At 70.1% G+C, this 21,836-nt stretch carries 25 protein-coding genes; 12 read left to right on the top strand and 13 right to left on the bottom strand.

Annotated elements, in window-relative coordinates; translation table 11 throughout:
* Positions 1-360: 360 nt before the first annotated feature.
* The gene (locus AC559T_RS03725; RefSeq protein ID WP_112106473.1) at positions 361-1,224 is read right to left on the bottom strand and encodes an SDR family NAD(P)-dependent oxidoreductase; all 864 of its coding nucleotides are present in this window, start codon (positions 1,222-1,224) and stop codon (positions 361-363) included.
* A 61-nt stretch (positions 1,225-1,285) separates the two neighbouring features.
* Between AC559T_RS03725 and AC559T_RS03720 the strand changes: the two genes are divergently transcribed.
* Positions 1,286-2,224 (top strand): LysR family transcriptional regulator, encoded by a 939-nt coding sequence (locus tag AC559T_RS03720; protein ID WP_498867751.1) that lies wholly within the window; start codon positions 1,286-1,288, stop codon positions 2,222-2,224.
* Between the two features lie 17 nt (positions 2,225-2,241).
* Positions 2,242-2,436, top strand: a complete 195-nt coding sequence (locus AC559T_RS03715) for a hypothetical protein (RefSeq protein WP_498867750.1) — start codon at positions 2,242-2,244, stop codon at positions 2,434-2,436.
* Positions 2,437-2,597: 161 nt separating this feature from the next.
* Here AC559T_RS03715 and AC559T_RS03710 read toward each other — a convergent pair whose 3' ends face one another.
* Both AC559T_RS03710 and AC559T_RS03705 read right to left on the bottom strand, forming a co-directional pair.
* The gene (locus AC559T_RS03710) at positions 2,598-3,335 is read right to left on the bottom strand and encodes a GNAT family N-acetyltransferase (RefSeq protein WP_498867749.1); all 738 of its coding nucleotides are present in this window, start codon (positions 3,333-3,335) and stop codon (positions 2,598-2,600) included.
* Positions 3,336-3,579: 244 nt separating this feature from the next.
* Complete coding sequence (locus tag AC559T_RS03705; protein ID WP_498867748.1) at positions 3,580-4,806, bottom strand: alpha/beta hydrolase family protein; 1,227 nt, start codon at positions 4,804-4,806, stop codon at positions 3,580-3,582.
* Between the two features lie 339 nt (positions 4,807-5,145).
* Between AC559T_RS03705 and AC559T_RS03700 the strand changes: the two genes are divergently transcribed.
* Positions 5,146-5,733: a DJ-1/PfpI family protein gene (locus AC559T_RS03700; protein WP_112106469.1), complete on the top strand. Its 588-nt coding sequence runs from the start codon at positions 5,146-5,148 to the stop codon at positions 5,731-5,733.
* A gap of 197 nt (positions 5,734-5,930) precedes the next feature.
* On the opposite strand, the gene AC559T_RS03695 is transcribed toward AC559T_RS03700, so the two are convergent.
* Complete coding sequence (locus AC559T_RS03695) at positions 5,931-7,331, bottom strand: phenylacetate--CoA ligase family protein (protein WP_498867747.1); 1,401 nt, start codon at positions 7,329-7,331, stop codon at positions 5,931-5,933.
* Between the two features lie 489 nt (positions 7,332-7,820).
* Between AC559T_RS03695 and AC559T_RS03690 the strand changes: the two genes are divergently transcribed.
* Genes AC559T_RS03690 through AC559T_RS03680 form a run of 3 tightly spaced genes read left to right on the top strand, consistent with a single transcriptional unit; the run spans position 7,821 to position 9,990 of the window.
* Positions 7,821-9,056, top strand: coding sequence for a hypothetical protein (locus tag AC559T_RS03690; RefSeq protein WP_498867746.1), 1,236 nt, complete (start codon positions 7,821-7,823; stop codon positions 9,054-9,056).
* Positions 9,044-9,592 carry a histidine kinase gene (locus AC559T_RS03685; protein WP_498867745.1) on the top strand — a complete coding sequence of 183 codons (549 nt, stop codon included), beginning with the start codon at positions 9,044-9,046 and terminating at the stop codon, positions 9,590-9,592. The genes AC559T_RS03690 and AC559T_RS03685 overlap by 13 nt, the downstream gene beginning before the upstream one ends.
* On the top strand, positions 9,535-9,990 hold the full coding sequence (locus AC559T_RS03680) for a LuxR C-terminal-related transcriptional regulator (RefSeq protein ID WP_498867796.1): 456 nt from the start codon (positions 9,535-9,537) through the stop codon (positions 9,988-9,990). The genes AC559T_RS03685 and AC559T_RS03680 overlap by 58 nt, the downstream gene beginning before the upstream one ends.
* 26 nt (positions 9,991-10,016) lie before the next feature.
* Here the strand turns inward: AC559T_RS03680 and AC559T_RS03675 are convergent, their stop codons facing one another.
* The 3 genes from AC559T_RS03675 to AC559T_RS03665 form a co-directional block, all read right to left on the bottom strand.
* Positions 10,017-10,907 (bottom strand): MerR family transcriptional regulator, encoded by an 891-nt coding sequence (locus AC559T_RS03675; protein WP_498867744.1) that lies wholly within the window; start codon positions 10,905-10,907, stop codon positions 10,017-10,019.
* A gap of 219 nt (positions 10,908-11,126) precedes the next feature.
* Positions 11,127-12,356 (bottom strand): RNA polymerase sigma factor, encoded by a 1,230-nt coding sequence (locus tag AC559T_RS03670; RefSeq protein ID WP_498867743.1) that lies wholly within the window; start codon positions 12,354-12,356, stop codon positions 11,127-11,129.
* Positions 12,353-12,763, bottom strand: coding sequence for a YciI family protein (locus AC559T_RS03665; RefSeq protein ID WP_235014007.1), 411 nt, complete (start codon positions 12,761-12,763; stop codon positions 12,353-12,355). Before AC559T_RS03665 ends, AC559T_RS03670 begins: the two co-directional genes overlap by 4 nt.
* A 162-nt stretch (positions 12,764-12,925) precedes the next feature.
* On the opposite strand from AC559T_RS03665, the gene AC559T_RS03660 reads away from it, so the two are divergent.
* Together AC559T_RS03660 and AC559T_RS03655 are read left to right on the top strand one after the other, a co-directional pair.
* Positions 12,926-13,570 (top strand): dihydrofolate reductase family protein, encoded by a 645-nt coding sequence (locus AC559T_RS03660; protein WP_131626805.1) that lies wholly within the window; start codon positions 12,926-12,928, stop codon positions 13,568-13,570.
* Positions 13,571-13,814: 244 nt separating this feature from the next.
* Positions 13,815-13,982, top strand: coding sequence for a hypothetical protein (locus tag AC559T_RS03655; RefSeq protein ID WP_498867742.1), 168 nt, complete (start codon positions 13,815-13,817; stop codon positions 13,980-13,982).
* 143 nt (positions 13,983-14,125) lie between these two features.
* Here AC559T_RS03655 and AC559T_RS03650 read toward each other — a convergent pair whose 3' ends face one another.
* Positions 14,126-14,734 carry a TetR/AcrR family transcriptional regulator gene (locus tag AC559T_RS03650; RefSeq protein ID WP_498867741.1) on the bottom strand — a complete coding sequence of 203 codons (609 nt, stop codon included), beginning with the start codon at positions 14,732-14,734 and terminating at the stop codon, positions 14,126-14,128.
* Positions 14,735-14,822: 88 nt separating this feature from the next.
* Between AC559T_RS03650 and AC559T_RS03645 the strand changes: the two genes are divergently transcribed.
* The 3 genes from AC559T_RS03645 (at position 14,823) to AC559T_RS03635 (ending at position 16,937) form a co-directional block, all read left to right on the top strand.
* On the top strand, positions 14,823-15,857 hold the full coding sequence (locus AC559T_RS03645) for an aldo/keto reductase (RefSeq protein WP_498867740.1): 1,035 nt from the start codon (positions 14,823-14,825) through the stop codon (positions 15,855-15,857).
* 188 nt (positions 15,858-16,045) lie between these two features.
* The gene (locus AC559T_RS03640) at positions 16,046-16,183 is read left to right on the top strand and encodes a hypothetical protein (RefSeq protein ID WP_498867739.1); all 138 of its coding nucleotides are present in this window, start codon (positions 16,046-16,048) and stop codon (positions 16,181-16,183) included.
* A gap of 295 nt (positions 16,184-16,478) precedes the next feature.
* Complete coding sequence (locus tag AC559T_RS03635; protein WP_498867738.1) at positions 16,479-16,937, top strand: NYN domain-containing protein; 459 nt, start codon at positions 16,479-16,481, stop codon at positions 16,935-16,937.
* A gap of 566 nt (positions 16,938-17,503) precedes the next feature.
* Here AC559T_RS03635 and AC559T_RS03630 read toward each other — a convergent pair.
* Positions 17,504-18,436 (bottom strand): aspartyl protease family protein, encoded by a 933-nt coding sequence (locus AC559T_RS03630; protein WP_498867737.1) that lies wholly within the window; start codon positions 18,434-18,436, stop codon positions 17,504-17,506.
* A gap of 43 nt (positions 18,437-18,479) precedes the next feature.
* On the opposite strand from AC559T_RS03630, the gene AC559T_RS03625 reads away from it, so the two are divergent.
* Entirely contained in the window at positions 18,480-18,617 is a 138-nt protein-coding gene (locus tag AC559T_RS03625; RefSeq protein WP_165938734.1) for a hypothetical protein, read from the top strand.
* A gap of 20 nt (positions 18,618-18,637) precedes the next feature.
* On the opposite strand, the gene AC559T_RS03620 is transcribed toward AC559T_RS03625, so the two are convergent.
* The 4 genes from AC559T_RS03620 to AC559T_RS03605 form a co-directional block, all read right to left on the bottom strand.
* Positions 18,638-18,997, bottom strand: coding sequence for a hypothetical protein (locus AC559T_RS03620; RefSeq protein ID WP_200835290.1), 360 nt, complete (start codon positions 18,995-18,997; stop codon positions 18,638-18,640).
* Positions 18,994-19,353 (bottom strand): hypothetical protein, encoded by a 360-nt coding sequence (locus AC559T_RS03615; protein ID WP_131626803.1) that lies wholly within the window; start codon positions 19,351-19,353, stop codon positions 18,994-18,996. Before AC559T_RS03615 ends, AC559T_RS03620 begins: the two co-directional genes overlap by 4 nt.
* Entirely contained in the window at positions 19,350-19,673 is a 324-nt protein-coding gene (locus tag AC559T_RS03610) for a PadR family transcriptional regulator (RefSeq protein ID WP_112106456.1), read from the bottom strand. The genes AC559T_RS03615 and AC559T_RS03610 overlap by 4 nt, the downstream gene beginning before the upstream one ends.
* Before the next feature lie 102 nt (positions 19,674-19,775).
* On the bottom strand, positions 19,776-21,452 hold the full coding sequence (locus AC559T_RS03605; RefSeq protein WP_498867736.1) for a plasmid pRiA4b ORF-3 family protein: 1,677 nt from the start codon (positions 21,450-21,452) through the stop codon (positions 19,776-19,778).
* Positions 21,453-21,836 lie beyond the last annotated feature (384 nt).

Below are 21,836 nucleotides of genomic sequence, written 5' to 3'. Positions count from 1 at the left end.
GCCTTTGTCGCGCGCCGAGTCGCCGTCTTTCTGACAGACGACCCCCGTACGATGCGACCGCGCCACACTATCCCGAGGTGAGGAGCCCATCCAGCGGTTCTGCGACGGCCGGCAAGCCCGCGCCCCGAAAGCGAATCAGTATTAGGCCGCTGACCAGCGCGACTACTGGTCGGAACCGATTTCCGGGATCTGCGGCGGTCGCTACCCTTCGTATAGCGAAATTCGTGCGTCGTCACACCGCGTACGGGAGCGTGGTATGCGGAGCAACCGTTCGGGGCCACGAACTCTCGCCGACCGGCAGGGTTCCTCGCCGGCCGGCCCGCCTCAACCACTTCTCGACGCGGGCGCGGCCGTTGATTGTCAGGGCGTCGGCGCGGACGCGGGGTCGGAGGCGGGGTCGAACGCGGTGTTCCGTGCCGCCTTCTCCCAGGCATCGATGTCGGCGCGCACCGCGTCGAGATGGCTGAGCACGGCGTCGACCCCGTCGGCGCCGACCGGCAGCCGCAGCGGGACCCGGCCGGAGCCCAGCACCTCGACGACCAGCCGGGCCAGCTTCGCCGGGTCGCCCGCCTGGTCGCCGTCGCCACCCTCGACCATCGCCCGGGTGCCGCCGACGGTGTCGGCGTAGTCGCCCTGGTCGGTGCTGAACGTCCGGCGCGTCGGATCGAACAGGCCGGTGCGGAACGCCCCCGGCTCGACGATCAGCAGGTCGATGCCGAACGGGCGGACCTCGTGGGCCAGACCCTCCGACCAGCCCTCCAGGGCGAACTTCGTCGCGCTGTAGGCCGAGAACCCGGCGAACGACATCTGGCCGCCCATACTGCTCAGCTGCACGATCGCGCCCCGGCGCTGCTGGCGCATCTGCGGCAACACCGCTCGGGTGAGCGCCACCACGCCGAAGAAGTGCAGCTCGAACAGGCTACGCAGCTCGTCCTCGGTTGTTTCCTCGGCGGCGCCGACATGCGTACGGCCCGCGTTGTTGACCAGCACGTCGACGTGGCCGTGCCGGGCGACGATGTCGTCCACGACCGCCTGCGCGCGTGTCGTGGCGGTGACGTCGAACGGGACGACGTCGAGCCGGTCCGGGAACTGGGCCGCGAGCGCGTCCATCGTTTCGGGACGGCGGACCGCGGCGACAACGACGTCGCCGGCCTCGATGGCCGCGCGGGCGAAGGCAAGGCCGAAGCCGCTGTTCGCACCTGTGATGATCCATACCTTGTCCATGACCCAAGCCTGCGGCGCCGGGGCGTGGTGTGTCCAAGACCCGCTGTGATAGCCGTTGGTTATGGACATCCACGTCCGGGAGCTCCGGTACTTCGTCGCGGTCGCCGAGGAGCTGCACTTCACCCGCGCCGCCGAGCGGCTCTTCGTCTCGCAGCCGGCGCTGAGCAGGCAGGTCAGGCAGCTGGAAGGACAGCTCGGCGTCACCCTGTTCGAGCGGGACCGGCGCGTCGTCCGGCTGACCGACGCCGCGGCGGTGCTCCTGCCTTACGCGCGGCGTGTCCTCGCGGCCTGGGACGACGCCGACAGTGCGGTCGCGCGGCACCGCGCCGCGCTGGCATCGAGCCTGGTGGTGGGGATGAGCACCAGCCCTGGGCGCGGGCTGCTCCCGGCCCTGCGGTCGCGGTTCCGGTCTCGGCAGCCGGCGGCGGACTTCGAGCTGCGGCAGGTCCAGTGGGACGATCCGACGGCCGGGCTCGCCGACGGCTCCTGTGACCTCGCCTTCGCCTGGCTGCCACTGTCGTCGGCGCGGGACTTCGCAACCATGGTGATTGCCCAGGAGCCGCTGCTGGTGGCGATACCTGAGGACCATCCGCTCGCTGCGCACCCGGAACTGCGCCTCGCTGACCTCGCCGACCAGCCGTTCCTCGCGCTGCCGGAGGACGCCGGCGACCTGCGGGACTTCTGGCTGCTCACCGCCCTGCTCCCGGCGCCACCACGGATCGGCGCGGTCGTGCGCAGCGCGGAAGAGACCTACGAGGCCCTGGTGGGAGGCATCGGCATCGTCCTGCTCGCCGCGGGCAACGCGCCGCTGCTCCACCGCGCCGGGGTCGTCACCCGTCCGCTCATCGACGCCCCCCGCAGCCAGCTTGCGCTGATCTGGCGCCGCGACGATCGGCGCCAGATCGTCACCGACTTCGTCGACGCCTGCCAGGACGTGATCACGGCGACGAGTGGGACGGAACGGTCCGCGCTTGCCACGGATATCGGAAAGAACGAGTGAGATGTCAGCGTTCGAGCGTGGCCAGGATCTTGCCGCGGCAGGCCGCGGCGGCCGGCGCCAGCCGGGACGTCGAACTGCTCGTCGGCCACACCCGCGACGAACAGCGGCTGTTCACGGTCTTCACCGGCCTGCTCGGCCAGGTGACACCCGAAGAGGCCCAGACCGCGGCTTCTCGGCGATCGCCCCGCCGCAATTCGACCTGCCCACCCTGACGATCGCGCAGGCGTGGCATCCCCGCCACGAGGCCGACGGGCCGCATCGGTGGCTTCGCGGCTGCGCGCGCGACACCATCCGGCAGGCGCTCGCGCTCGACCCCCCGTAGCAGGGCCGCCGCAGATACCGTGACGCGCACGCGGGTTCCGCCTTCGACGGCCTACTGCGAGATCCACTCTTCGTAGCGGCCCTCGGCGGTGAAGCCCAGCGACTCGTAGAGACTCCGGGCCATGCGCGTGGACTGCAAGGTCGCGGTCCGCGCGCCATCCTGTTCGGCGACGGCGAGTATGTGCCGCAGCAACGTGGTCGCCAGGCCGCGCCGTCGCCAGGCCGGCACCGTGCCGACAGCGTAGATCCCGCAGTCGGTGCCGTGTAGGAAGCTCCAGGCGCTGGCGACAGCGAAGTCATCCCGCACCAGCACCCAGGCCGTCAGGCCCGGGACGCTCTCCGGCTCGCCCAGTTCGGCAACCGGGACCGGCTCGTCACCGGCCCGGGTGGCGGCGGCGAGCGAGGCCCGCATGACGCTGTCGTGCCGGCCCAGCCCGGGCCGGAGATCCGCCCGCATGACGAGCGTCGTCGTGTCGCGTTGGAATCCGTCGAGCGTGCGCGGGTGGTCGGGCGCGTTCAGGTCCGTCGTCCGGCTGGGCATCCACAACGCCCAGGTGGCGACGCCAGCCTCCCTGTACATGCCGCGTAGCCCGGAGATGACGGAAGCCGTGGGAAGGTCGGCGTCGCCGGTTGACACGATCGCGTTGTTCAGCGGCGCCCACGCGGGGAACATGGCGGCGGCTACTTCTGACGACCGGATCAGTCGAGCTCCGGACGACGTCCGTGCCAGCGCTTCCCAGCTCGCGAGCAGGGTCTCCTGACCCGGTAGCCCTACGTCTGTGTTCGGCACGTGCCCGTTCTCCCTCGGATTCCATGCGTGGCAGGTCCTTGCGTGGACGTCGAGGCCGCACCCGCCGCCGGTGTCGACTATGCCTGCGCCGCACCCGTCCGGCGCGGTTCGGCGGGTCTGTTCCGCGGACCGTAACGATTGGCGGCGCCCCATGGTCTGGGCGCCGCCTGAACCACCTTGCCTCCCGGCGGTCCTGGGTCCTGTCGCGACGGCCGCTGCCGACGTCGGCCCCCGCGCTCCAAGGTCAGCGCAGTGTTAGAAACCAGCGGGCCACCGCGGCCGTGCCGAGCAGCTCGGATCCCTCATGGACGAAGCCGCTGTAGTCGCGGTCGACGCCCACGTTCACGATGGGGACCTGAATTCCTCGTGCGGCGAAACGGTCGCGACAGTGCGTGGAATTGGCGTTGGCGGCCTGTTCGTCGCCGGGGCTGAGATACAGCCGTGTGGGAGCGGTCGGAGTCCAGTCGGAACAGACGCTGTCGAGTTCCGCCAGCGCGGTCGCGAACGCGCCGGTGGGATGGGCCAGCATGGCGAAGCCCTGCGGTGTCAGCAGCTCGGACAAGGTGTCGGGCAGGTCGTTGAGAACCTCAATTCCTGGGTGCATGCCGTCGAACAGTTCGGAGACGTCGACGTAGCGGGGTTGGAAGATCTCGTTCGGCGCATCATAGATGTGGTGAAGCCGGTTGAACGCGACAAGCAGGTACGTCATGTAGGCAACGGTGAACTTCGGGTGCAGCTCCCCGTTGAGCGCGGCGGGGATCTCCGCATTCTGGAAGGCGTAGGCGCCGCTGATCGGCGCGAGGCCGCCCAGCTGGAACCATGGGTCCGCACCGCCCTGCAGGGCCCGGCCCAGTCCCAGCGCAGCGGACGCGCCCTGCGAGAAGCCGGTGGCCAGCACGTCACGTCGGAGCTGCTTGCCCCTGTCGGCCAGGAAGGCACGGGCGGCCCGCAGCAGGTCGAGGGAGGCCGTGGTCTCTGACGGGACATCCATCCACGGGTGCGGTCCCGGCCCTTCGCCGAGACCGAGGTAGTCGGGGGCCACCGCGGCGAAACCGGCGGACGCGAAGGTCACAGGTGGGGCGGTGAGAAATCCGTCGGACGACGTGGAGGGCGCGTCGTCCCTGAACATCTGCGTGCCGTGCGCGAAGGAAACCGGCTGTAGCCATTTCCGGTCATTCAGGGGGACGGCCAGCAGGCCACTCGCCGTGGTCGGCGCCCCGCCGGGGTCGACCGTCCGGTACACCAGTTGATAGGTGCTGACCCCGTACCGGTCGGTTCCCGCATCGAAACTCTCCTCGCGAAGAAAGGCATCGACGTCGGCCCGATCAGTCAGCGTGGCGAGGGGCGCCCACGACACCAGCTCGCCGCGCCACCCGGCGCCGCGTCCGGATTCGTCACCGTGGTCTGGCGTACTGATGTAATCGTGCCGGTCGGCGGCGAGTGCCGGGGCCACGGAGGTCCCAGCAACCATGAGTGCGGCGGTCATTATTCCGGACACGGCCAAGAAGCCAGCCCTCGGACGGTTCGACCACCGGAACTGCGCATGTCGACTGTTGTTAGACGTCACGGTGCATGAAGTTGGGCGTCGTCGACGCTTTGTGACCGCCGGTCTCCTGGTGTCTTAGTGGTGGGGTTTAAGGAACCTTCTCGGTGGGGTTTCCCCCACTGCAGCACGGGCAGTGCGGGTATCAGCCACCGGGCTGACGCGGGCGGCCCTCGTGCTGCCTCTGCCGGACTCTGGAGCGGTCCCGCCGCGATAGCCGAGGTGAACGGGGTCGGAGTCAGGGCCCGGACCTGTGAAGGTGGGCGTGTGAAAACCATCGGGATTCTGCTGTTCGACGGCTTTGAGGAACTCGACGCGGTCGGGCCGTGGGAAGTGCTCTCGTTCTGGGCCCGCCGGTTTCCTGACGACGGCTGGCGGGTCACCGCGCTCTCCCGAGACGGCACGCCGGTCAGGGCCGCCAAGGGACTCGTCGTCCACCCCGAGTACTCGTACGAGACGTCTCCGCCGCTCGACGTGCTGATCTATCCCGGTGGGCAGGGCACCCGCGCCCACCTGGACGACGAGGGGCAGCTCGACTGGGTGCGCCGGCAACGTGCGCAGGTGCCGCTCATGGCCAGCGTGTGTACCGGCTCGCTGGTGTACGCGCGAGCCGGGTTGCTGGCGGGGCGACCGGCGACGACCCACTGGGGATCGCTCGATCTGCTGCGCGAGCTCGACCCGACGCTCACGGCCCGTCCCGACGACCGTTTCGTCGACGACGGCGACATGGTCACTTCGGCAGGTGTCAGCGCGGGCATCGACATGGCACTGCACCTCGTGGCGCGTCTCCAGGACGTCGAGCGCGCACGACAGGTTCGGCGCGGCATCCAGTACGACCCGCGACCGCCGATCTGATCCGGCCCGTCGTGCTGTCGGGCTGGACGTTCACGATGCTGGGACAGGCAGGGAACGAGAGTCGGTGGATACGCACGCACCGAAGCGGACGAGCTGCTGACCGACGACCCGTTGGCCACCCCGGGCATGCCGGTGCCGCTGTGCGCATATCCGCAGGATTCACCCTGATACCGATCTTGACGTCGGGATGTAAGCGGTTAGCCGCTCAGCGCGATGAACCGCTTGAGCTTGCCTGTCGAGGCGTGCCGGGGGATCTGCTCGACGACGCTTACGCTGATGTCGGGATTCGTAAGTCCATACGGCCGCAGCGAGAAGGCCAGCGCCGCGGCTACCACGGCGGCGTCGGGTGACCCGACCACGAGCACGTCCGCCCCGCCCGCGGTCTGACGCACCTGATACTCCGAGATCAGCGGGTCGGTACCCAGCACGTACCGGAATGCGCTCGCCGGGACCATTCGCCGCCCGTAGCGGAAGTCGTCGTCACGCCGACCGACGATGTCGGCGACGCGCGGCATCGAACTGCCACATGCGCAGCGGCCGGGCAGCAGCGTGATCTCGTCACCGAGGTCATAGCGAATAAACGGAAACGTGCGCCCCGCGAGCCCGGTCGCGAGCGTGCGTGCCGCCGGCTCATCGGGAGCGACCGAGCGCCCGGCCGCATCGACCCGCTCGAGGATCACCTCGTCCTCGCAGATGTGAAGGCCGTCGCCGTGGCCGCAGCCGACTGCCTGGACGCCGATCTCGGTCGAGCCCCACAGGTTGTGGACGGGGGCGCTCCAGGCGGTGTCGATCGCGTGGCGGTCCTGTGCGCTGAGCGGCTCGGAGTTGGTGCTCACCCGAACCGGCCGGATATCGAGCTCTCCCATGATCGCGGCCCGGGCGAGGCGGCCGATCACCGAGGCGTAGCCCACGAGATGGGTCGGCCGCGCGTCCGCCAGGGCGCGCAGCACCTGATCGAACGGCGCCGCCGCCGGGATCACGACGGTCTGCGTCGACGGCCCGGTCGCGACGTCGAACAACGGCGTGCTGGCGTGTGGCGGCTCGCCGGCCTCCACCACGGCCAGTCGCACCGGGCGGCCGGCCGAGCCGGAAGCGCGCTCGCCACGCGCCTGCCATCGCCAGGCGAGACAGGCGAGCGTGACGAACTGCTCCCAGTCCCATACGTAAACGCCGCGCACACCGCTTGAGCCGCCCGAGCTGAACACCTGGAGTCCCGCGGGTGTGTAGGAGAACCAGCCCTGCCGGGCCAGCACCCGCTCGGCGCCCGCACGGTCGATATCGGGCGTGGTGACGATCCTGTCCCATTCATTCTGAATATCCTGCTTGACCATGGCTGGCAGCCGTGCGAGGTCGTCGACCGTCGCCGTGGCCGGGTCGATGTCGGCCATCCGGGCCGCGTGGAACGGCGAGCGTTCGCGCGCGAACCCCAGCAACGACCGGAGTCGTTCGGTGCGGTAACGCTCGATTCGCTGGCGCGGCCACGCCAGCCGCGCCACATGGTCCTCGATCGCGGCCTGCACAGCGCTCAGGTGCGCTGCGCGCAGACGCTGGTAAGCCGCCTTGGGGTCCTCCCGGGGCACGCACACAGTGTCGGCCACGGCCCAGGCCTTCGTCCAGGCCGGCGCTACCCGTCTCGGTCTGTCCGCCGCAGCGGACGTCCTCGCCGAGATGCCGCCGGCGCCGTGATGCCCTGACCGCGAACACGAGCGCGCCGCCGGCTTGCTGGACCTGCCCTCGGGAGAGCTCGGCGATCGCCTCCGGCCCGACCCGGTCACTGCCGACGTTCGGGCTGGTGAACATCGTCGCGACGATGCCGAGCACCCCGGCGCCGACACCGAGCCACGTCCACCGCGCTCGGGTGGGCGCGCCGGCGGCGTCGCCGTCCGTGTGGCCGCGGGTGGCCTGCGCTGTCGTGGTTGTCATGGTGTCCCGTCCCCTCCTCGCACCGACGGCCCGATCGCCGTCGGCGTTGTGAGGATCACCCTCGGGCGCCCGGCGTCCCGTAAACGAGGGACAGCCGCCCCGTGCCATGGACGCGCGCGCGACACCGCACGAGCTGGCTGCCGAGCTGGCGCGATCCTTGGTGCATGGGGGCATCTGCGCCGGTACCCGGCACCAGGGATGGCGCGGCACCACTCCCGGCGGCGCCCGCGCTCCCGCCCCCCGTCCCCGTCCCCGCGCCCGCGCCCGCGCCCGCGCCCGCGCGGGCGCGGGCGCGGGCGGTCACGATGACGACCGGAGTCGTCGCGGCCTCGGTGCTCGTGGTCGGCCTGGCGCTGCTGTCGGTCTTCTGCTCGGCCGGCGCACTGCTGCTGCATCAGTACGTGATGGCCCGGACGGCCCAGCACGTCGCACTGGACCCCGCGGATCTGGTCCTCGCCGTCGCGTTCCCGCTGGTCGCGGCCCTGGTGCTGGTCTACCAGCCGCGTAACCGGGTCGGATGGCTGCTGCTGACGACCGCGCTGACCGGCCCGTACCTGCTGGCCTCCCAGTACGCGGCCACCTGGTTCGCGGTCTGGGGCTACGTTCCGTACTTCGTGCTGTGGGGGCTGGTGCCGGCGCTGTTCCCCGACGGGCGGCTGCCCTCCAGGCGGTGGCGCGTTCCCGTCGCCGCCACCGCCGTGGCCATCGGGTGTCACCTGATCGCCCGGATACTCAGCCCGACGCGGCTGGACGTGTCCACGACGTTGCGGAACCCCTACGGTCTGGAGGCCGCGACCTGGCTGCGCTACGTCACCATGGTCACCGCCCTGGCCGTCATCTTCGGCGGAGGGCTGCTCGGGCTCATGGCGGTCGTGACGCGGCTGCGCCGGTCCACCGGCGTCGAGCGGGCCCGGCTGCAGTGGCTGGTTCTCGGGGTCGCCTGCCTGGTCGGCGCGACCCTGCTGGGTTCGCTCCCGCACGGGCCGGACGCGCAGGCCACGGGCATGGGCGCCGGGATGGTGCTGCTGGTCGCCGCCATCGGCATCGGAGCCGTCCGCCATCGGCTGTTCGACATAGGGACGGCGCTCAGCAGGACCCTGGTGTACGGCCTGCTCACCGCGTTCCTGGTGCTGGCGTATGCCGCAACCGTCGCCGGCGCGGGCGCGCTGGTGCCGGGGCGGCGCATCGCCTACGGCGTGCTCGCGGTCGCGGCACTGGTCGCGGCGGCGGCCCGCGACCAGCTGCAGAGGCTCGTCGACCGGCTGCTGTTCGGCGCGACCCGCGACCCGTACGCGGTGCTCGCCGTCCTGCGCGGCCGGCCCGACCTGGCCACCGGGCCGCTGGACGCGCTCTCACAGCTCGCGGACGGGTGCGGGAGGCTCTGCAAGTGCCCTACGTAGCAGTCGAAAGCAGTGACGAACGCCTGGCGACGATCGAGTCCGGGACGCCCGTCGGCTGGCTCGAGCGGCTGCCGGTGCCCGCCAGGACCGGAAGCGGGCGGGCCGGCACCCTGCTCGTGGGCCGCCGCCACCCGGCGGACCAGTTCACCGAGCCGGAACGGGCGATGTTCGACGACATCGCCCGGCGGGCCGGTGACCTGCTTGACGCGGCGAGTACGCAGCATGACCTGCGGCGCAGCCGGGAGCGGCTGGTCGCCGCGCGCGAGGAGGAACGCCGCAGGCTGCGCCGCGACCTGCACGACGGCGTCGGCCCCCAGCTCGCCGCGATGGCGATGCAGCTCGACGGCATCGTCGAGGGCCTGGCGGAACGGGCCGACCCCGCGGCGGAGCGCGCCGCTCTGGTCCGCGACCGGCTGCGCGGCACCGTGCGCGAGATCCGGCACACCGTCGAGGACCTGCGCATGCCGGGCCTGGCGGCATCGAGGCCACCGCGCGCATCGGCGAGCAGGCGCCCGGGACCGCGGTCCTGGTCCTGACAATGAGCGAGGCCACCGCGTCGCTGCAGGCGGCCCTCCAGGCGGGGGCACGCGGCTACCTGCTGAAGGAGTCGTCGAAGGCGGACGTCGCGCAAGCGTTGGAGGCCGTCGCGCGAGGCGAGCTGGTCATCGGACCGGGGATCGCCGACAAGGTGCGGCACGCCGTCGGCGGGCTCTCGCCGCGGCTGTTTCCCCAGCTGACGGAGGCCGAGGTCCGGGTGCTGGACCTCGTCGAGGACGGCCTCGCCAACGGGCAGATCGCCGCCCGGCTGCTCCTCTCCGAGAAGACGGTGCGCAACCGGATCTCGACGAGCCTCACCAAGCTCGGGGCGGCGACCCGTACCGAGGTGATCCTGCGGGCCCGCGATGCCGGCTTCGGATCCGGTCCCGCCGACTAGCGGTCCGCTCCCGTCGGAGCAGGATGTCAGGCGTGGGCGCGCAGTGCTCGGGCGTACCACTCCCAGGTGTCGATGATGTCGTTGGGCGCCTGGTCGGGGGCCCAGCCGTTGATGATGCCGACGAGGGTCCAGTAGCGGCCGACCCGGCGGTCGGTGAAGGCCTCGATGCGGTCGGCCACGCGCGTGCGGTCTTCAGACGGGGTCGGGCCGAGGGCTTCGAGACGCTCGACCACGGCCAGGGCCTCGGGGGAGGCGGGGTCGACACCGGCCCGGGCGGCGGGGCCGGCGAGTTCGCCGACAGCTTTGCCGACCTCGAACTGCGCCACGTCCGGCTCCGGCCCTTCGGCGCGGGCTCGTTCGGCCATCCGGCGGCTGGAGGCGACGAAGTCGGGGTCGCGCAGCAGCTCGGCGATCTCCACCCAGGCCGCGACCTGCTCCGGGGTCGGGTCGTCGGGCAGCTCGGGTGCGCCCATGGCCAGTTTGTCGGCGACGGCGCTGGGGCTGTCGCCGAAGACGGCGTCGAGGTAGTCGTCGATGATCCGCCGGCGTTGTTCGGTCGTCAGGCTGGTCAGGTCGGTCATCCGTCGGAGCTCCTCGGGGTCGGTGGATCCGATGAAGGCGCGCAGCACCGCGCGCTGCAGTCGCAGCACGCGAATCTGGGCGTCGAGGGCGCGTACATGCTCGACGGCCACCTCATCCAGTGATGTTTCGGCGCTGAGCACGCGCCTGATGTGGTCCAGCCCGACACCGAGCTCGCGCAGGGTGCGGATGAGCCGCGCCCGGGCCACGGCGTCCGGCCCGAACAGCCGGTATCCCGACGCGGTGCGTTCCTGCGCGGGCAGCACTCCGGCGTCGGCGTAGAACCGCAACGTCCGCACCGAGAGCCCGGTGCTCGCCGCGAGCTGGCCGATCATCATGAAGCCGATCGTCGCGTCTCCACCGGCTGGAGAGTCAACCGCCTCAACCCGTCCACGGCCCAAGGGGCGTCTCAAACCCACTATGTGCACGATCGACGGGTCTGGCTATCGACCGTCGGTCATGTGTCGTCGCTGAAATCCAGGTTGGGCAGGGCGGACCCGGATCCGGACGCCGACCGGCCGTACAGACACCTGGCGGAGTCCTGGGTGGTCCATGCGTCACGTATGTGCGCCAGACAGGCGGCGTAGGCGGTGCCTGAGGTGGTGTTGCTCCGCGAGGTTGACCGTGGCGGCGATGGCTCGTCGGTAGGCCCTGGCCGCGTCGTCCGGTCTGCCGGCCTGCTCCAGGAGGTGGGCGCGTACGGCGTTGAGACGGGGAAGGCCAGGGTGGTCGGCTTCCAGCGCGTCGATCCGGGCGAGGGCGACGTCGATGCCGTCGACCATGGCCTGCGCGACGATCCGGTTGAGGGTGATCGTGGGGTTCCGATGACCGGTCACGATCTCGAGGAGCCGGTAGAGCGCGAGGATCTCGTCCCAGTCGGTTGTCGCGATGTCGGGGGCTTCGGCGTGCAGAGCCGCGATGCAGGCCTGGAGCAGGTAAGGGCCGGGTTCGGCGCCCGGGGTGGCCTGTTCGACGAGCCTGATCCCTTCGTCGATCAGCTCCCGGTCCCACAACGCGCGGTCCTGCTCGTCGAGCGAGGTGAGACGCCCATCCGGCCCCACCCGGGCCGGGTGGCGGGCCTCGGTGAGCAGCATCAGCGCGAGAAGCCCGGTGACCTCGGTGGACTCGGGGACGCTGCGACGAAGGAGCCGGGTCAGGTGAATCGCTTCGACGGCGAGATCCGCGTCGCGGGGAGGCGCGCCGGCGGTTGTGTGGTGCGCCTCAGCGAACATCACGTAGAGCACGTCGAGGACGGCGGTGACGCACTCGCCTGCCTGCCCGGGTGGCGGTAGCGGCCGGCCGAGCTCGCAGAGGCGACGCTTGGCCCGGGTGATCCGCTGGGCGATGGTGCGTTCGGGGACCTGGTAGACGTTGGCGATCTGGGCGGTGGTCAGCCCGGCGACCGCCCGGAGGGTCAGTGCGACCTGTCCGGAGCGTGGCAGGTCGGGGTGGCAGCACAGCTGCAGCACCAGCAGCGAGTCGTCCCGCTGGACGGCCTCCGGCGCCACCGGGGGCTGCAACAACGCGGCGCGGGTCTCGCGGTGTCGGCGCCGGGCATCACTGCGGGCGCGGTCGGCATACCGGCGGCGGGCGGTCGCGATCAGCCAGCCCAGCGGGTCGTCGGGGAACCGCGCCGGCCACTGTTGGTACGCCTGCAGGAGCGCATCCTGGACGGCGTCCTCGCACAGGTCGAACTGGGCGCTGCCATAGCGGCGCAGCAACCGGGCGAGGGCCTGTCGCGCGAGCTCGCGCCACCGGCCCTCGCCGAGGGGTTCAGCTGGGATCATCCCGCTCCGAGGTCGGCGAACATCACCGGCCGAAGCTCGAGGGCGAGGCCGGGGATGTTGGCATCGGGTATCTGCCGGGCCAGCTCCACCGCCCGGGCCTCGTCCTCGACGTCGAGGAGATAGAAGCCGCCCATGAACTCCTTGCTCTCGACGAATGGTCCGTCCGTCACCTCGGGCTGGCCCCCGGAGCTGCGAACGACCTTCGACTGGCTGGGGTCGGCGAGGGCCTGAGCCGCGATGAACTCACCGCGCTCCTTGGTGGCGGCGATGAACGCGCCGTGTCCCTCCTGGATCTGCCGCTGCTGGTCGTCGGTGAGCTGTTCCAGCACAGCCGGGTCGATCTGCATGATGATCAGATACTTCACGGTCTCCTCCTTGGCGAAGCAGCCACCCGCGCGGCGGCTCACCAGGTGGTCGTCGCCGACAGTGCTCCCGCGACACTACGCAGCCAGGAATCTCCACCACGGCAGCCAGGAATCTCCGCCGTCGTTGTCGCGCGGGGCGTGTCGGCGACGACCACCTGGCATGCGGCCGCGACAGGCGAGCCGCCCACGTTCAGGAGGTAGGCCATGACACAGCGGGTCCGGGTCCACTGCTTCAGCGTCAGCCAGGACGGGATCGGAGCGGGCGAGGAGCAAAGCCTCGAACGCCCGTTCGGCCAGGTGGACCCTGGTGACCTGTTCGCCTGGGCCGGTGCCACGGACAGCTGGGTTCACCGCACCGATCCCGGCGGCACCCGAGGGCTCGACGACTACGTCGTACGTGACTTCACCCGTAACGTCGGCGCCGAGATCATGGGGCGCAACAAGTTCGGTCCGATCCGTGGCCCCTGGCCGGGCCACGAGTGGCAGGGCTGGTGGGGAGACGAGCCCCCCTTCCACACGCCGGTCTTCGTGCTCACGCATCACGTTCGGCCGTCGTTCACCCTGAGCGACACGACCTTCCACTTCCTCGACGCGACGCCGCACGAAGCACTGAAGCAGGCGAAGGCCGCCGCCGACGGCCGGGACGTGCGCATCGGCGGTGGCGTCACGACCATCCGCGAGTTCCTCGACGCGGACCTGATCGACGAGATGCACATCGCCGTCGGCCCGCATGAACTCGGCAGTGGTCTCCGTCTCTGGGACAACCCGGACGAGCTGACCGACCGCTACCACCTGGAACGCGTGCCAAGCCCGAGCGGTGTCGTGCACCACTTCTTCTGGCGGCGATAGGTACGCGGCAACAGACACCGACTGAGGAGTTGACCGTCATGAGTGACGCAGCTCGGGTCGCCTTGTCTCGGACCAGGTCGGCGCCGGGCAGCCGTCACGTGGCGCGACGTGGCCGACCGCGCGGCGAACCGGCCCGCGGTCAACGGCCGTTTCCCCGGGTGACGACCATGCCGGCGGACAATGCGCGAGACATGGCCGTCATCCGGGTACCGGGTCGGTCTTCGTAGCCGGCCAGAGTCGCCCCATGACCAGCCGTGACCGCCCGAGTAGCGGCACAGCTCCCCTGAGCCAGATCGCCGAGGCGGACGAACTGCTGACCAGCGACCCGTTGGCCTTGCTGATCGGGATGGTGCTGGACCAGCGGGTTTCGGAAAGAACGAACGCGTTGCCAGTCGCCGCTCGAACGAGCTAGCGCCCGGCGCCGGGTGACACGGCCGCCGGGCCGGACGCGTCAACAGCTTCGTCCTCCTGCCCGGCGGCGACGGACGTGGCTGGGGGCCGGGGTCGGGGTCGCTTCGATCGCATCCGGGGTCGGCGACCGTGGTGCGTGCGATCTCACCGCACGTACACCCCGGCGCGGGCGCCGGCTGCGGCCGCCCTGGCGGCGCGCTCGGCCGCGGTCTCGTCCGGCGGTTCCCCGATGGTCAGCAGGCGATAGTACAGCGGGGCGGAGACGGCGCGGATTACCTCGCACGGATCGGTTCCAGCGGGTACCTCGCCACGGTCGATCGCCTGTGTCACACACGGCGCCCACTCGGTGACTCGGGCGTCGTAGAAGCGGCGCAGTGCCTGCGCGGTGCGCTCGTCATAGGTCGCGGCAGCGATCACCGCTTTGAACAACGCGCCCTGGCGGGGGTCGCACAGGGTGCGCCGTACCAGGTTGGCGTTGGCCTTCAGGTCGTTGAGCAGGGAGCCGGTCTCGGCACGCGGCACGGACTCCTCGACCATCTCGGCCAGCAGGTCGGCCACCAGGCCGGCAACCGCCCCCCACCGCCGGTAGACAGTGGTCTTACCGACGCCGGCCCGGCGCGCCACGTCGGCCAGGTCCAGGTGGGCGAAACCCCGCTCGGCCAGCACATCCCCGGCCGCCCGCAGCACGCTGGCCCGCACCCGTGCGGTGCGCCCGCCGGGCCGAACAGTCCCCGGCTCGCTGTCCTCATTCACGGTAACGGGTCTCCAGTTCCGCTAGTGCCTTTCTGCGTGGTACGGTCGAGTCATCTTAACGGAACTGGAGAATCGTTAGGCGGTTGCTATGGAGTATCGGCGCCTGGGCGCATCCGGGCTGCTGGTTCCCGCACTGAGCTTCGGTGCCGGCACCTTCGGCGGCCGTGGTCCGCTGTTCGGCGCTTGGGGCAACACCGACGCTGACCAGGCCCGGCGCCTGGTGGACATCTGCCTGGAGGCGGGTGTGACCATGTTCGACACCGCCGACGTCTATTCCGATGGCGCCTCCGAGGAGGTGCTCGGCGCGGCCATCAGGGGCAGGCGCGACCAGGTGCTCGTGTCCACCAAGGCAAGCCTGCCCCTCGGCGATGGGCCCAACGACGCCGGCTCGTCCCGTGCCCGGCTGCTCGCCGCGTGCGACGCCGCCCTGCGTCGACTGAACACCGACTACATCGATCTTTTCCAGCTGCACGCATTCGACGCAGGCACCCCGATCGAGGAAGTTCTGGCCACCCTGGACGATCTGGTGCGGGCCGGCAAGATTCGATATCTAGGCGTGTCCAACTTCGCGGGCTGGCAGCTGATGAAGTCCCTCGGCATCGCCGAGAAGTACCGATACCCGCGCTATGTGGCGCACCAGGTCTACTACTCGCTGGTCGGCCGCGACTACGAGTGGGGTCTACTGCCACTGGGCCTGGATCAGGGCGTCGGCGCGATCGTCTGGAGCCCACTGGGTTGGGGTCGGCTGACCGGCCGAATTCGTCGCGGCCAGCCACTGCCCGCGCACAGCCGGCTACCCGCCACCGCGGACTACGGCCCGCCGGTGGACGACGAGTACCTGTTCACCGTGGTCGACGCGCTCGACGAGATTGCTGCGGAGACCGGTCAGGCCGTGCCGCAGATCGCCCTCAACTGGCTGCTCCAGCGGCCCACGGTGTCCTCCGTCATCATCGGCGCACGGGACGAGACACAGCTACGGCAGAACCTCGGGGCGGTCGGCTGGTCGCTGACCGCGGGACAGATGGCACGGTTGGACGCGGCCAGCGCCCGCACCGCTCCCTACCCGTACTTCCCGTACCAACGGCAGGAGGGCTTCGCCCGGCTGAACCCGTCGCCGGTCTAGGGCGGCGGCCAATATCCGGCCGGTGGCGTGCCCGGACGGTGCTCGGCGGCGAGGAGCCGGACCTGCCGGTTCGGCCTCGTTCGCAGAAGATCGCTGTCGCCCGTCGGCAGACGCCCAGGCCGCTGACTTCATCGCGGTCCGACCACCGGTATGACGGCCTCTGCCCCGAGGTTGGCTACGGTGTCCTCGTGGGACTGCATCTGAGCCAGGTCGCCGAGGCGGACGAGCTGCTGACCAACGATCCGTTTGCACTCCTTATTGGCGTGGTTCTGGACCAGCGGGTTTCGGAAGGATGGAGCGGGATGCGACATTCTGCGCATGCCTGACCGTGCAGTGCCACTCCCGGCTCGGGGCTACCGGAGTGAAGGACCACAGTGAGCGACCGTGTCTGCGTTTGACGGTCCGGAGCCTGCGCCAGTGACGTGGTAGTCACTTTCTCCCCGCCGTCCTCCGGGACTGGCGGGGCTTTTTTCTAGATCGGCTAGGTCATGCCCCCGCGAGTCGCTGTTTTCATCGACTACCAGAACGTCCGCCTCTCGGCACGCGGCAGGTTCCTCCCCGCCGGCACGCCTGGCCAGCATGGACACGTCGATCCCGTGCGTGTGGCGCGGCGGATCGTCGATGGACGACGACTTGGCGGTGAGCTTGCGGCTGTCCGTGTCTACCGCGGCCAGCCGTCCAAGCCCCGATCACCAGCCGGAGGCGGCGAGGGCCAGCGACCGGCAGGCCGACCGCTGGGCCCGTGATCCTCGTGTGGTCGTTGCCCGCCGGCAGCCCCGCTACCCGAAGGCATGGCCGGCCGAGCCCGCGCAGGAGAAGGGTATCGACGTCGCACTCGCCGTGGACTTCGTGCGTCTCGCCTGCGAGGACACCTACGACATCGGCGTCCTGTTCAGCCGCGACACGGACCTCGTGCCCGCGCTGGAGGCCTTCCGCGATCTTGGTATCCATGTGGAGGTCGCGAGCTGGAAGGGCACGAGCCGACTCCGCTTTCCTGACTCGCAGCTTCCGTGGTGCCACTACCTGGACGCCGACGACTACGAGGCCTGCCGGGACTACACCGACTACACGGCGATCTGATCGCTGCGGCCTGACGGTCGGCGGCGGCTTGGCTTGCCTGCGGTCTTCGTGTTCTATCTGCTCCTGCACCACTACACCGTCGGTGCCTTTGTCTACTTGGGCCGGCGATCACGGCTCACGTGGGTGCTGTTGTGCGTGGCTGACGTCTGGGTCCACGCGCGGCGCGAATCGCGCGGCGGCTGGTCAATCTTTCTGCCTGCCGGACCAGCTTGGACCGCGGATCCGCCGGGCCGTCACGAATCCCGGTCGGCCCGGCGGCTGATCTCGTGATCAGGATCGGATCTTCCGTGGGGTCATGCCCACTCGTGCCTGCCGTCGCTGTCCGATGATCGGGCACGCGGGTGGGGCGAGCCCACGAGCGGCGCGGTGACGCGTGTCGCGCAATGGCGCGGTTCCCGGCACGCCCCGGTCCCTGACGCCGTCCACCCCGAACGGATCCGTCGCCGCCCCACACCGCCCGTGCCGCCCCTAAGGTGTGGATCAACCCGCCCTTCAGTGACCATCGAGACCGAGGAGGCGCTACACACGAACCGAGCCGCCCAATGCCGGGCGCGAGTGTCGTCGAATCACGGCACCTGAAGGCGTGCCGGCTGCCGGAACGTGTACTCGTGCCGGTCGAAGTCGAGGGTCCAGGCGTAGGCACTCAGGAAGGCGTGGGACAGCAGACCGTCGATGCGTACGCCGCCGAACGAATGCCAGGGCGGGCGACGCGCGGGCGACGTGGCCACGAACTGCTTGTCCTGGCGGAGCGGCCCCAGCCAAATCGGTTGGTCGGCTTCGAAGTGCGGGCCAGCGGCGCGGGCCCGGGGTATTCCCCAGGAGCGGTAGTGCCGGGCCGTCGTGTACAGGCATGCCTGGCGGGGCTGCGAGTCCTCCTCCTGGATGACGTAGGCCAGTCCCGAGTCGATGAAGAAGTTGAGGTCCTGTCGGGTGCCGAAGCCGCCCCGCGCGAACATGTAATGATCTCCCCACAGGTAGAAGGGGAACCGCGCGACCTCCTTCAGGTCGCGGAGTTGGGCGAGGTGGTCGGTCGCCTGCTGCGGGTCGCGGCGTGGCGACAGAAGTAGGCGCTGGCCCGGGTAGTCGATCGTGGCGAGGAATTGTTGCAGGATGTTGGTGCCTATGAGTACGACGTCCTGGCCGTCGTGCAGCGTGGGCATCGCCTCGACCGGCACGTTGGCCAGGGTGGCTCCGCCGAGCGTCAGCTCCCTGGCCACACCGACGTAGACGTCGGTGCTGGTGGTGCCGTGGTAATCGCGTCCGTTCGCGGCGAGCCGGATGCCGAGCGCCTCGGCGCGCTGGGTTCCCATGACGACGAACGTGCCGCCAGTATCGATATGGGCGCACAGGCGGTGGCCGTCGAGCGTCACGTCGACCCCTGGCAGGAACGGGGAGAGGTAGGCGCCCCGGCGGACGGATCGCGGAACTATGGGGCGCTCGCACCAGTTCCGTCGGGACGTGATCCGCGTCGAGACCGGACTGTCGGCACGGATGTCCATTGCGTCACCTTCCTGCTCGCGCCGACGGTGCCACGGGCGCCACGTGACGGTCGGCTACGGTGATGGCGTGGGACTGCACCTGAGCCAGATCACCGAAGCAGACGAACTGCTGACCAACGATCCGTTGGCGCTGCTCATCGACATGGTCCTTGACCATGCGGGTTTCGGAAAGAACGAATAACGGTTGGCCCGGGTTTCCTGTCACCCGCGCTGCTGGCTGACCGCTCGCCGGCGTCCCCTCAACCTGCGGCACAGCGCCAGGCCGGTCAGGAACAGGACGAGGACGGCGGGGCCGACGTGCACGATGATGAAACCAATGTAATGAGGGCCGCCCCAGGCGTGTTGATAGGTCTCCGGATCGCCGGGATGCTCGGTGGCGAGGATGTATCCGGCCCTTGCGACAAGAACGGCGCCGGCCGCCAGAAGGAGAAGACAGACCGCCGCGCGCCGTAGTTGTGCGGCCCAGCCAGCGGCTGGCGGTGGCGCGGGTCGGCGTGCCGTGATCAGGCCCACCGTGATCAGGCTCGCTGCGACCACGGCGGCTACGGCCAGTCCCGTCACGCCAGCTCGTCTCCGCGGAGCCGGGCACGGCGCATGGCCGCGGAGTCGACCACCATCGCGGTCGGCGTCAGGACCGCTACCAGGGCCAGCGCCCGCAGCGGCGTGCTCGGAGCCCACAGGATGTTGTCGGTCAGCTCTGCCCGTACGGCAGCGGCTTCCATGGCGGCCGTGGCGAGTACCGCTCCGGCGATCTGGGCGAGCCACGGCCTGGCCCGCAGATGGAGCCTCATGGCGAGGCGCAGGACGTCGACGACGGCGGCCAAGGTCAGAGGGGTGTCCCGGAGGAGCGCGGCGAACTCGTCGCCGTAGCGCGCCCGCCACTGCCTGGGGCACAGGGCGAGAAGGAAGCGCCTCATGCCTGGGCCAGCCGTGACTGCCCGGTCTGGACGACCCGGGACCAGGTAGCCAACTGAGCGGCCAACGCCGCTCTTCCCGCCGGCGTGATCTCGTAGGGGCGGCGGCGGTCGTTGCTGGGCAGTGCGGCTATCAGGCCGCGTTCCACCAGCTTGGTCAGCGAGCCGTACAGGGTGCCGGGGCCGAGCCGGACCCCGGTCTGTTCCAGCACATCGGCGGTGATCGCGTAACCGTGTTTGGCGCCGTCGCTCAGTGACAGCAGGACGAGTACTCCCGGCTCGCCGAAGCGGGCCAGGCCCTCGTCCCGTCCGAACCTCGCCATGCGATGCATCGTATGGCGTAGTAGTTGGGAGCGGCAAGGCCGTCGGCGTTCGTCATTCGTCAGGCTCCGCTCGGCGGCTGTCGGATCGACGTCGCGCCACCATCAGCGGAGGAGCCGGGACAGCGCGGCTGTCACTTCCTCGGCGTCGAACCTGGCGGGGTCGAGGTCGGCGGGGTTGTCGAGGCCCAGCCATTCCAGCCGCTCTTCGTGCTCGGGATGACTGGGGTTGCCCAGGGTCTCCAGGAGCGCCTCGTAGCCCCAGATACCGCCGCAGTCGTCCGGCGGGGCCGCGCGACGCCCGCCGGTGCAGCGCGGATACCGGACGGACGGGTCGGGATCGAGGATCTTCTCGAGGACGATCTGGTGCTCCCAGTCGTCGCCGAAATCGTAGGTATAGCTGATCTTTGCTTTGACGTCGGGAAGCACCTGCTCCAGCGACACCGCCGCCTCGGCGCGTTGGCCAAGGTCCGCGTCCGGCCTGCCGAACCTGCCGTAGGGCGTTTCGAAGACGTGCAGATGGCTGTCGTCCCAGCCGAACGCTGTCTGAAGGATCGTGTGCAGGCGCGCCAGGCTGGTGTCGGCTGGCACCTCCAACCGTCGCCAGATCGGTGGCTTCGCGTCGCGCAGCCCTACCTTGACCTGGTAGACCGGGGCGCGCTGCCCCTTGGCCCGCTTCGGCTTCTTCGGGAGCGTCGGCGGCAGACCGGGCCGCCCAGTCAGGTTCGCCAGCATGCCTGCGGCAAGCTCGGCCGGGTTCACCCCCCGCTCGTCCAGCATCCTGACGATGTCGGCCAAGTCACCGAGCGCGTCGATCCCCTCGTCCTCGTCGTCATCCGCATGCGGAGCGGGGGGCTTCCGGGGGGTCGGGAGCGTCGCGAGGCGCGACCGCAGCACGAGCACCAGGGCCTCGTACGGCGGCCCATCCTCGCCGTCCTCCTCCTCATGGAAGGGGATCTCGACCTCCTCGCCGAACCTGAGAAAGGGGGCGGCTTCCTCGTCGTCCTCGAACGAGAGCTCGTCGTCGTGCACCGCACGCGCGCTCAGGGCGTTCTCGACCTGCCAGCGAAACTCCTCGGCGTCCAGCGTCTCGGTTAGTAGTCCGACCTTGTCCCTGCGAGCCGCGGCGGTGATCTCCTCCAGAACCTTGGGAAGGTCCTCGGCCGGGAGGACGAGGAGGTCTGCGGCCTCACCACAGGCCGATGGGTCGACAATTACCAAGAACGCGTGCGGCCGGCCAGCCCGTTCGACGGTGCAGCTCAGAAGGACGGTGTCACCTTCGTCGTCATACCGGCGCTGGAAGTCGCCGGCCACCAGTGGCGCAGTCAACTCGTCCGCCCACCGCGGCCGGGAGACCCCGGCCGCGGCGAGCCGGCCGGCGGCGGTATCTGCGGCGACACCGACCGGCCCCGACGCGACGGAACCTACTGCCAGCAGCACCGCAAGGGCGCCCTCGGTCGCCGCTGCCTCCAGCCGCGGCACGATCTCCTGAAGGAACGCCACCCCGATGGAGCCGTCGGTGAGGTCGTCAAGCACGGCGAACGTCGCACCGGCCACCTCCGCCATCAGCGGGTCGTCGTTCTCGCGGAGTACCCCGCCGATCTCAAGCATGTCGGCGGTGAGTGCGCGCGGGTCCAGCTCGCTGTCGTCAGGAGGCCGCGGAGACTGATCACCGATGTCCGGCACAGCGGACAGCGCGGGCCGCGAGGTGCGCCTCGCCGGCGCTGGCTCCTTCGCGGAGGGCTTCTTCCCGTTCTTGCGACCACGGCTCGCGGGGCTCATGCATTCAAGTCTGCAGCAGGTGCGACGTCATCATGCACCCGGCGTGGCCCGCCCGCGCACGTGTCTGATCGGCCTGGCAGCTCGGCTCGCTCAGGCGCCTGCCGACCCGATGCCGCGATAGACCGTTGGTTCGACTTCCACCTGGACCACCACGATGCGTAACAATGTCCTGACCTGGGTAAATAGGTAAGAACTATGAGATCTGATGGTTGATCGAATGGAAGATGCCCAGGTCGGGGTGTTGATCCGCTGGTTCGATTCCTCAAGGGTATCGGCGGATCTGACTACGATACGTAGTGATGGTGGGTCGGCTGGTTGATGAGCGAGACTGGCTCGTACCCGCCACATATATCCGCAGGGAACCGGCGGCGACCGCGAAGATGA

Source organism: Frankia sp. Hr75.2, from assembly GCF_949319125.1.
In the GTDB taxonomy this organism is placed as follows: domain Bacteria; phylum Actinomycetota; class Actinomycetes; order Frankiales; family Frankiaceae; genus Parafrankia; species Parafrankia soli.
The sequence above is the reverse complement of the archived record's forward strand: the minus strand, read 5'-3'. Positions and strand labels throughout refer to the sequence as shown.

Coding starts and splice junctions, on each gene's coding strand:
- AC559T_RS03725 (WP_112106473.1), bottom strand. CDS start 1,224: ATGGACAAGGTATGGATCATCACAGGTGCGAACAGCGGCTTCGGCCTT.
- AC559T_RS03720 (WP_498867751.1), top strand. CDS start 1,286: ATGGACATCCACGTCCGGGAGCTCCGGTACTTCGTCGCGGTCGCCGAG.
- AC559T_RS03705 (WP_498867748.1), bottom strand. CDS start 4,806: ATGGTTGCTGGGACCTCCGTGGCCCCGGCACTCGCCGCCGACCGGCAC.
- AC559T_RS03690 (WP_498867746.1), top strand. CDS start 7,821: ATGGGGGCATCTGCGCCGGTACCCGGCACCAGGGATGGCGCGGCACCA.
- AC559T_RS03675 (WP_498867744.1), bottom strand. CDS start 10,907: ATGATGATCGGCCAGCTCGCGGCGAGCACCGGGCTCTCGGTGCGGACG.
- AC559T_RS03670 (WP_498867743.1), bottom strand. CDS start 12,356: ATGATCCCAGCTGAACCCCTCGGCGAGGGCCGGTGGCGCGAGCTCGCG.
- AC559T_RS03660 (WP_131626805.1), top strand. CDS start 12,926: ATGACACAGCGGGTCCGGGTCCACTGCTTCAGCGTCAGCCAGGACGGG.
- AC559T_RS03655 (WP_498867742.1), top strand. CDS start 13,815: ATGACCAGCCGTGACCGCCCGAGTAGCGGCACAGCTCCCCTGAGCCAG.
- AC559T_RS03645 (WP_498867740.1), top strand. CDS start 14,823: ATGGAGTATCGGCGCCTGGGCGCATCCGGGCTGCTGGTTCCCGCACTG.
- AC559T_RS03635 (WP_498867738.1), top strand. CDS start 16,479: ATGGACGACGACTTGGCGGTGAGCTTGCGGCTGTCCGTGTCTACCGCG.
- AC559T_RS03630 (WP_498867737.1), bottom strand. CDS start 18,436: ATGGACATCCGTGCCGACAGTCCGGTCTCGACGCGGATCACGTCCCGA.
- AC559T_RS03615 (WP_131626803.1), bottom strand. CDS start 19,353: ATGAGGCGCTTCCTTCTCGCCCTGTGCCCCAGGCAGTGGCGGGCGCGC.
- AC559T_RS03610 (WP_112106456.1), bottom strand. CDS start 19,673: ATGGCGAGGTTCGGACGGGACGAGGGCCTGGCCCGCTTCGGCGAGCCG.
- AC559T_RS03605 (WP_498867736.1), bottom strand. CDS start 21,452: ATGAGCCCCGCGAGCCGTGGTCGCAAGAACGGGAAGAAGCCCTCCGCG.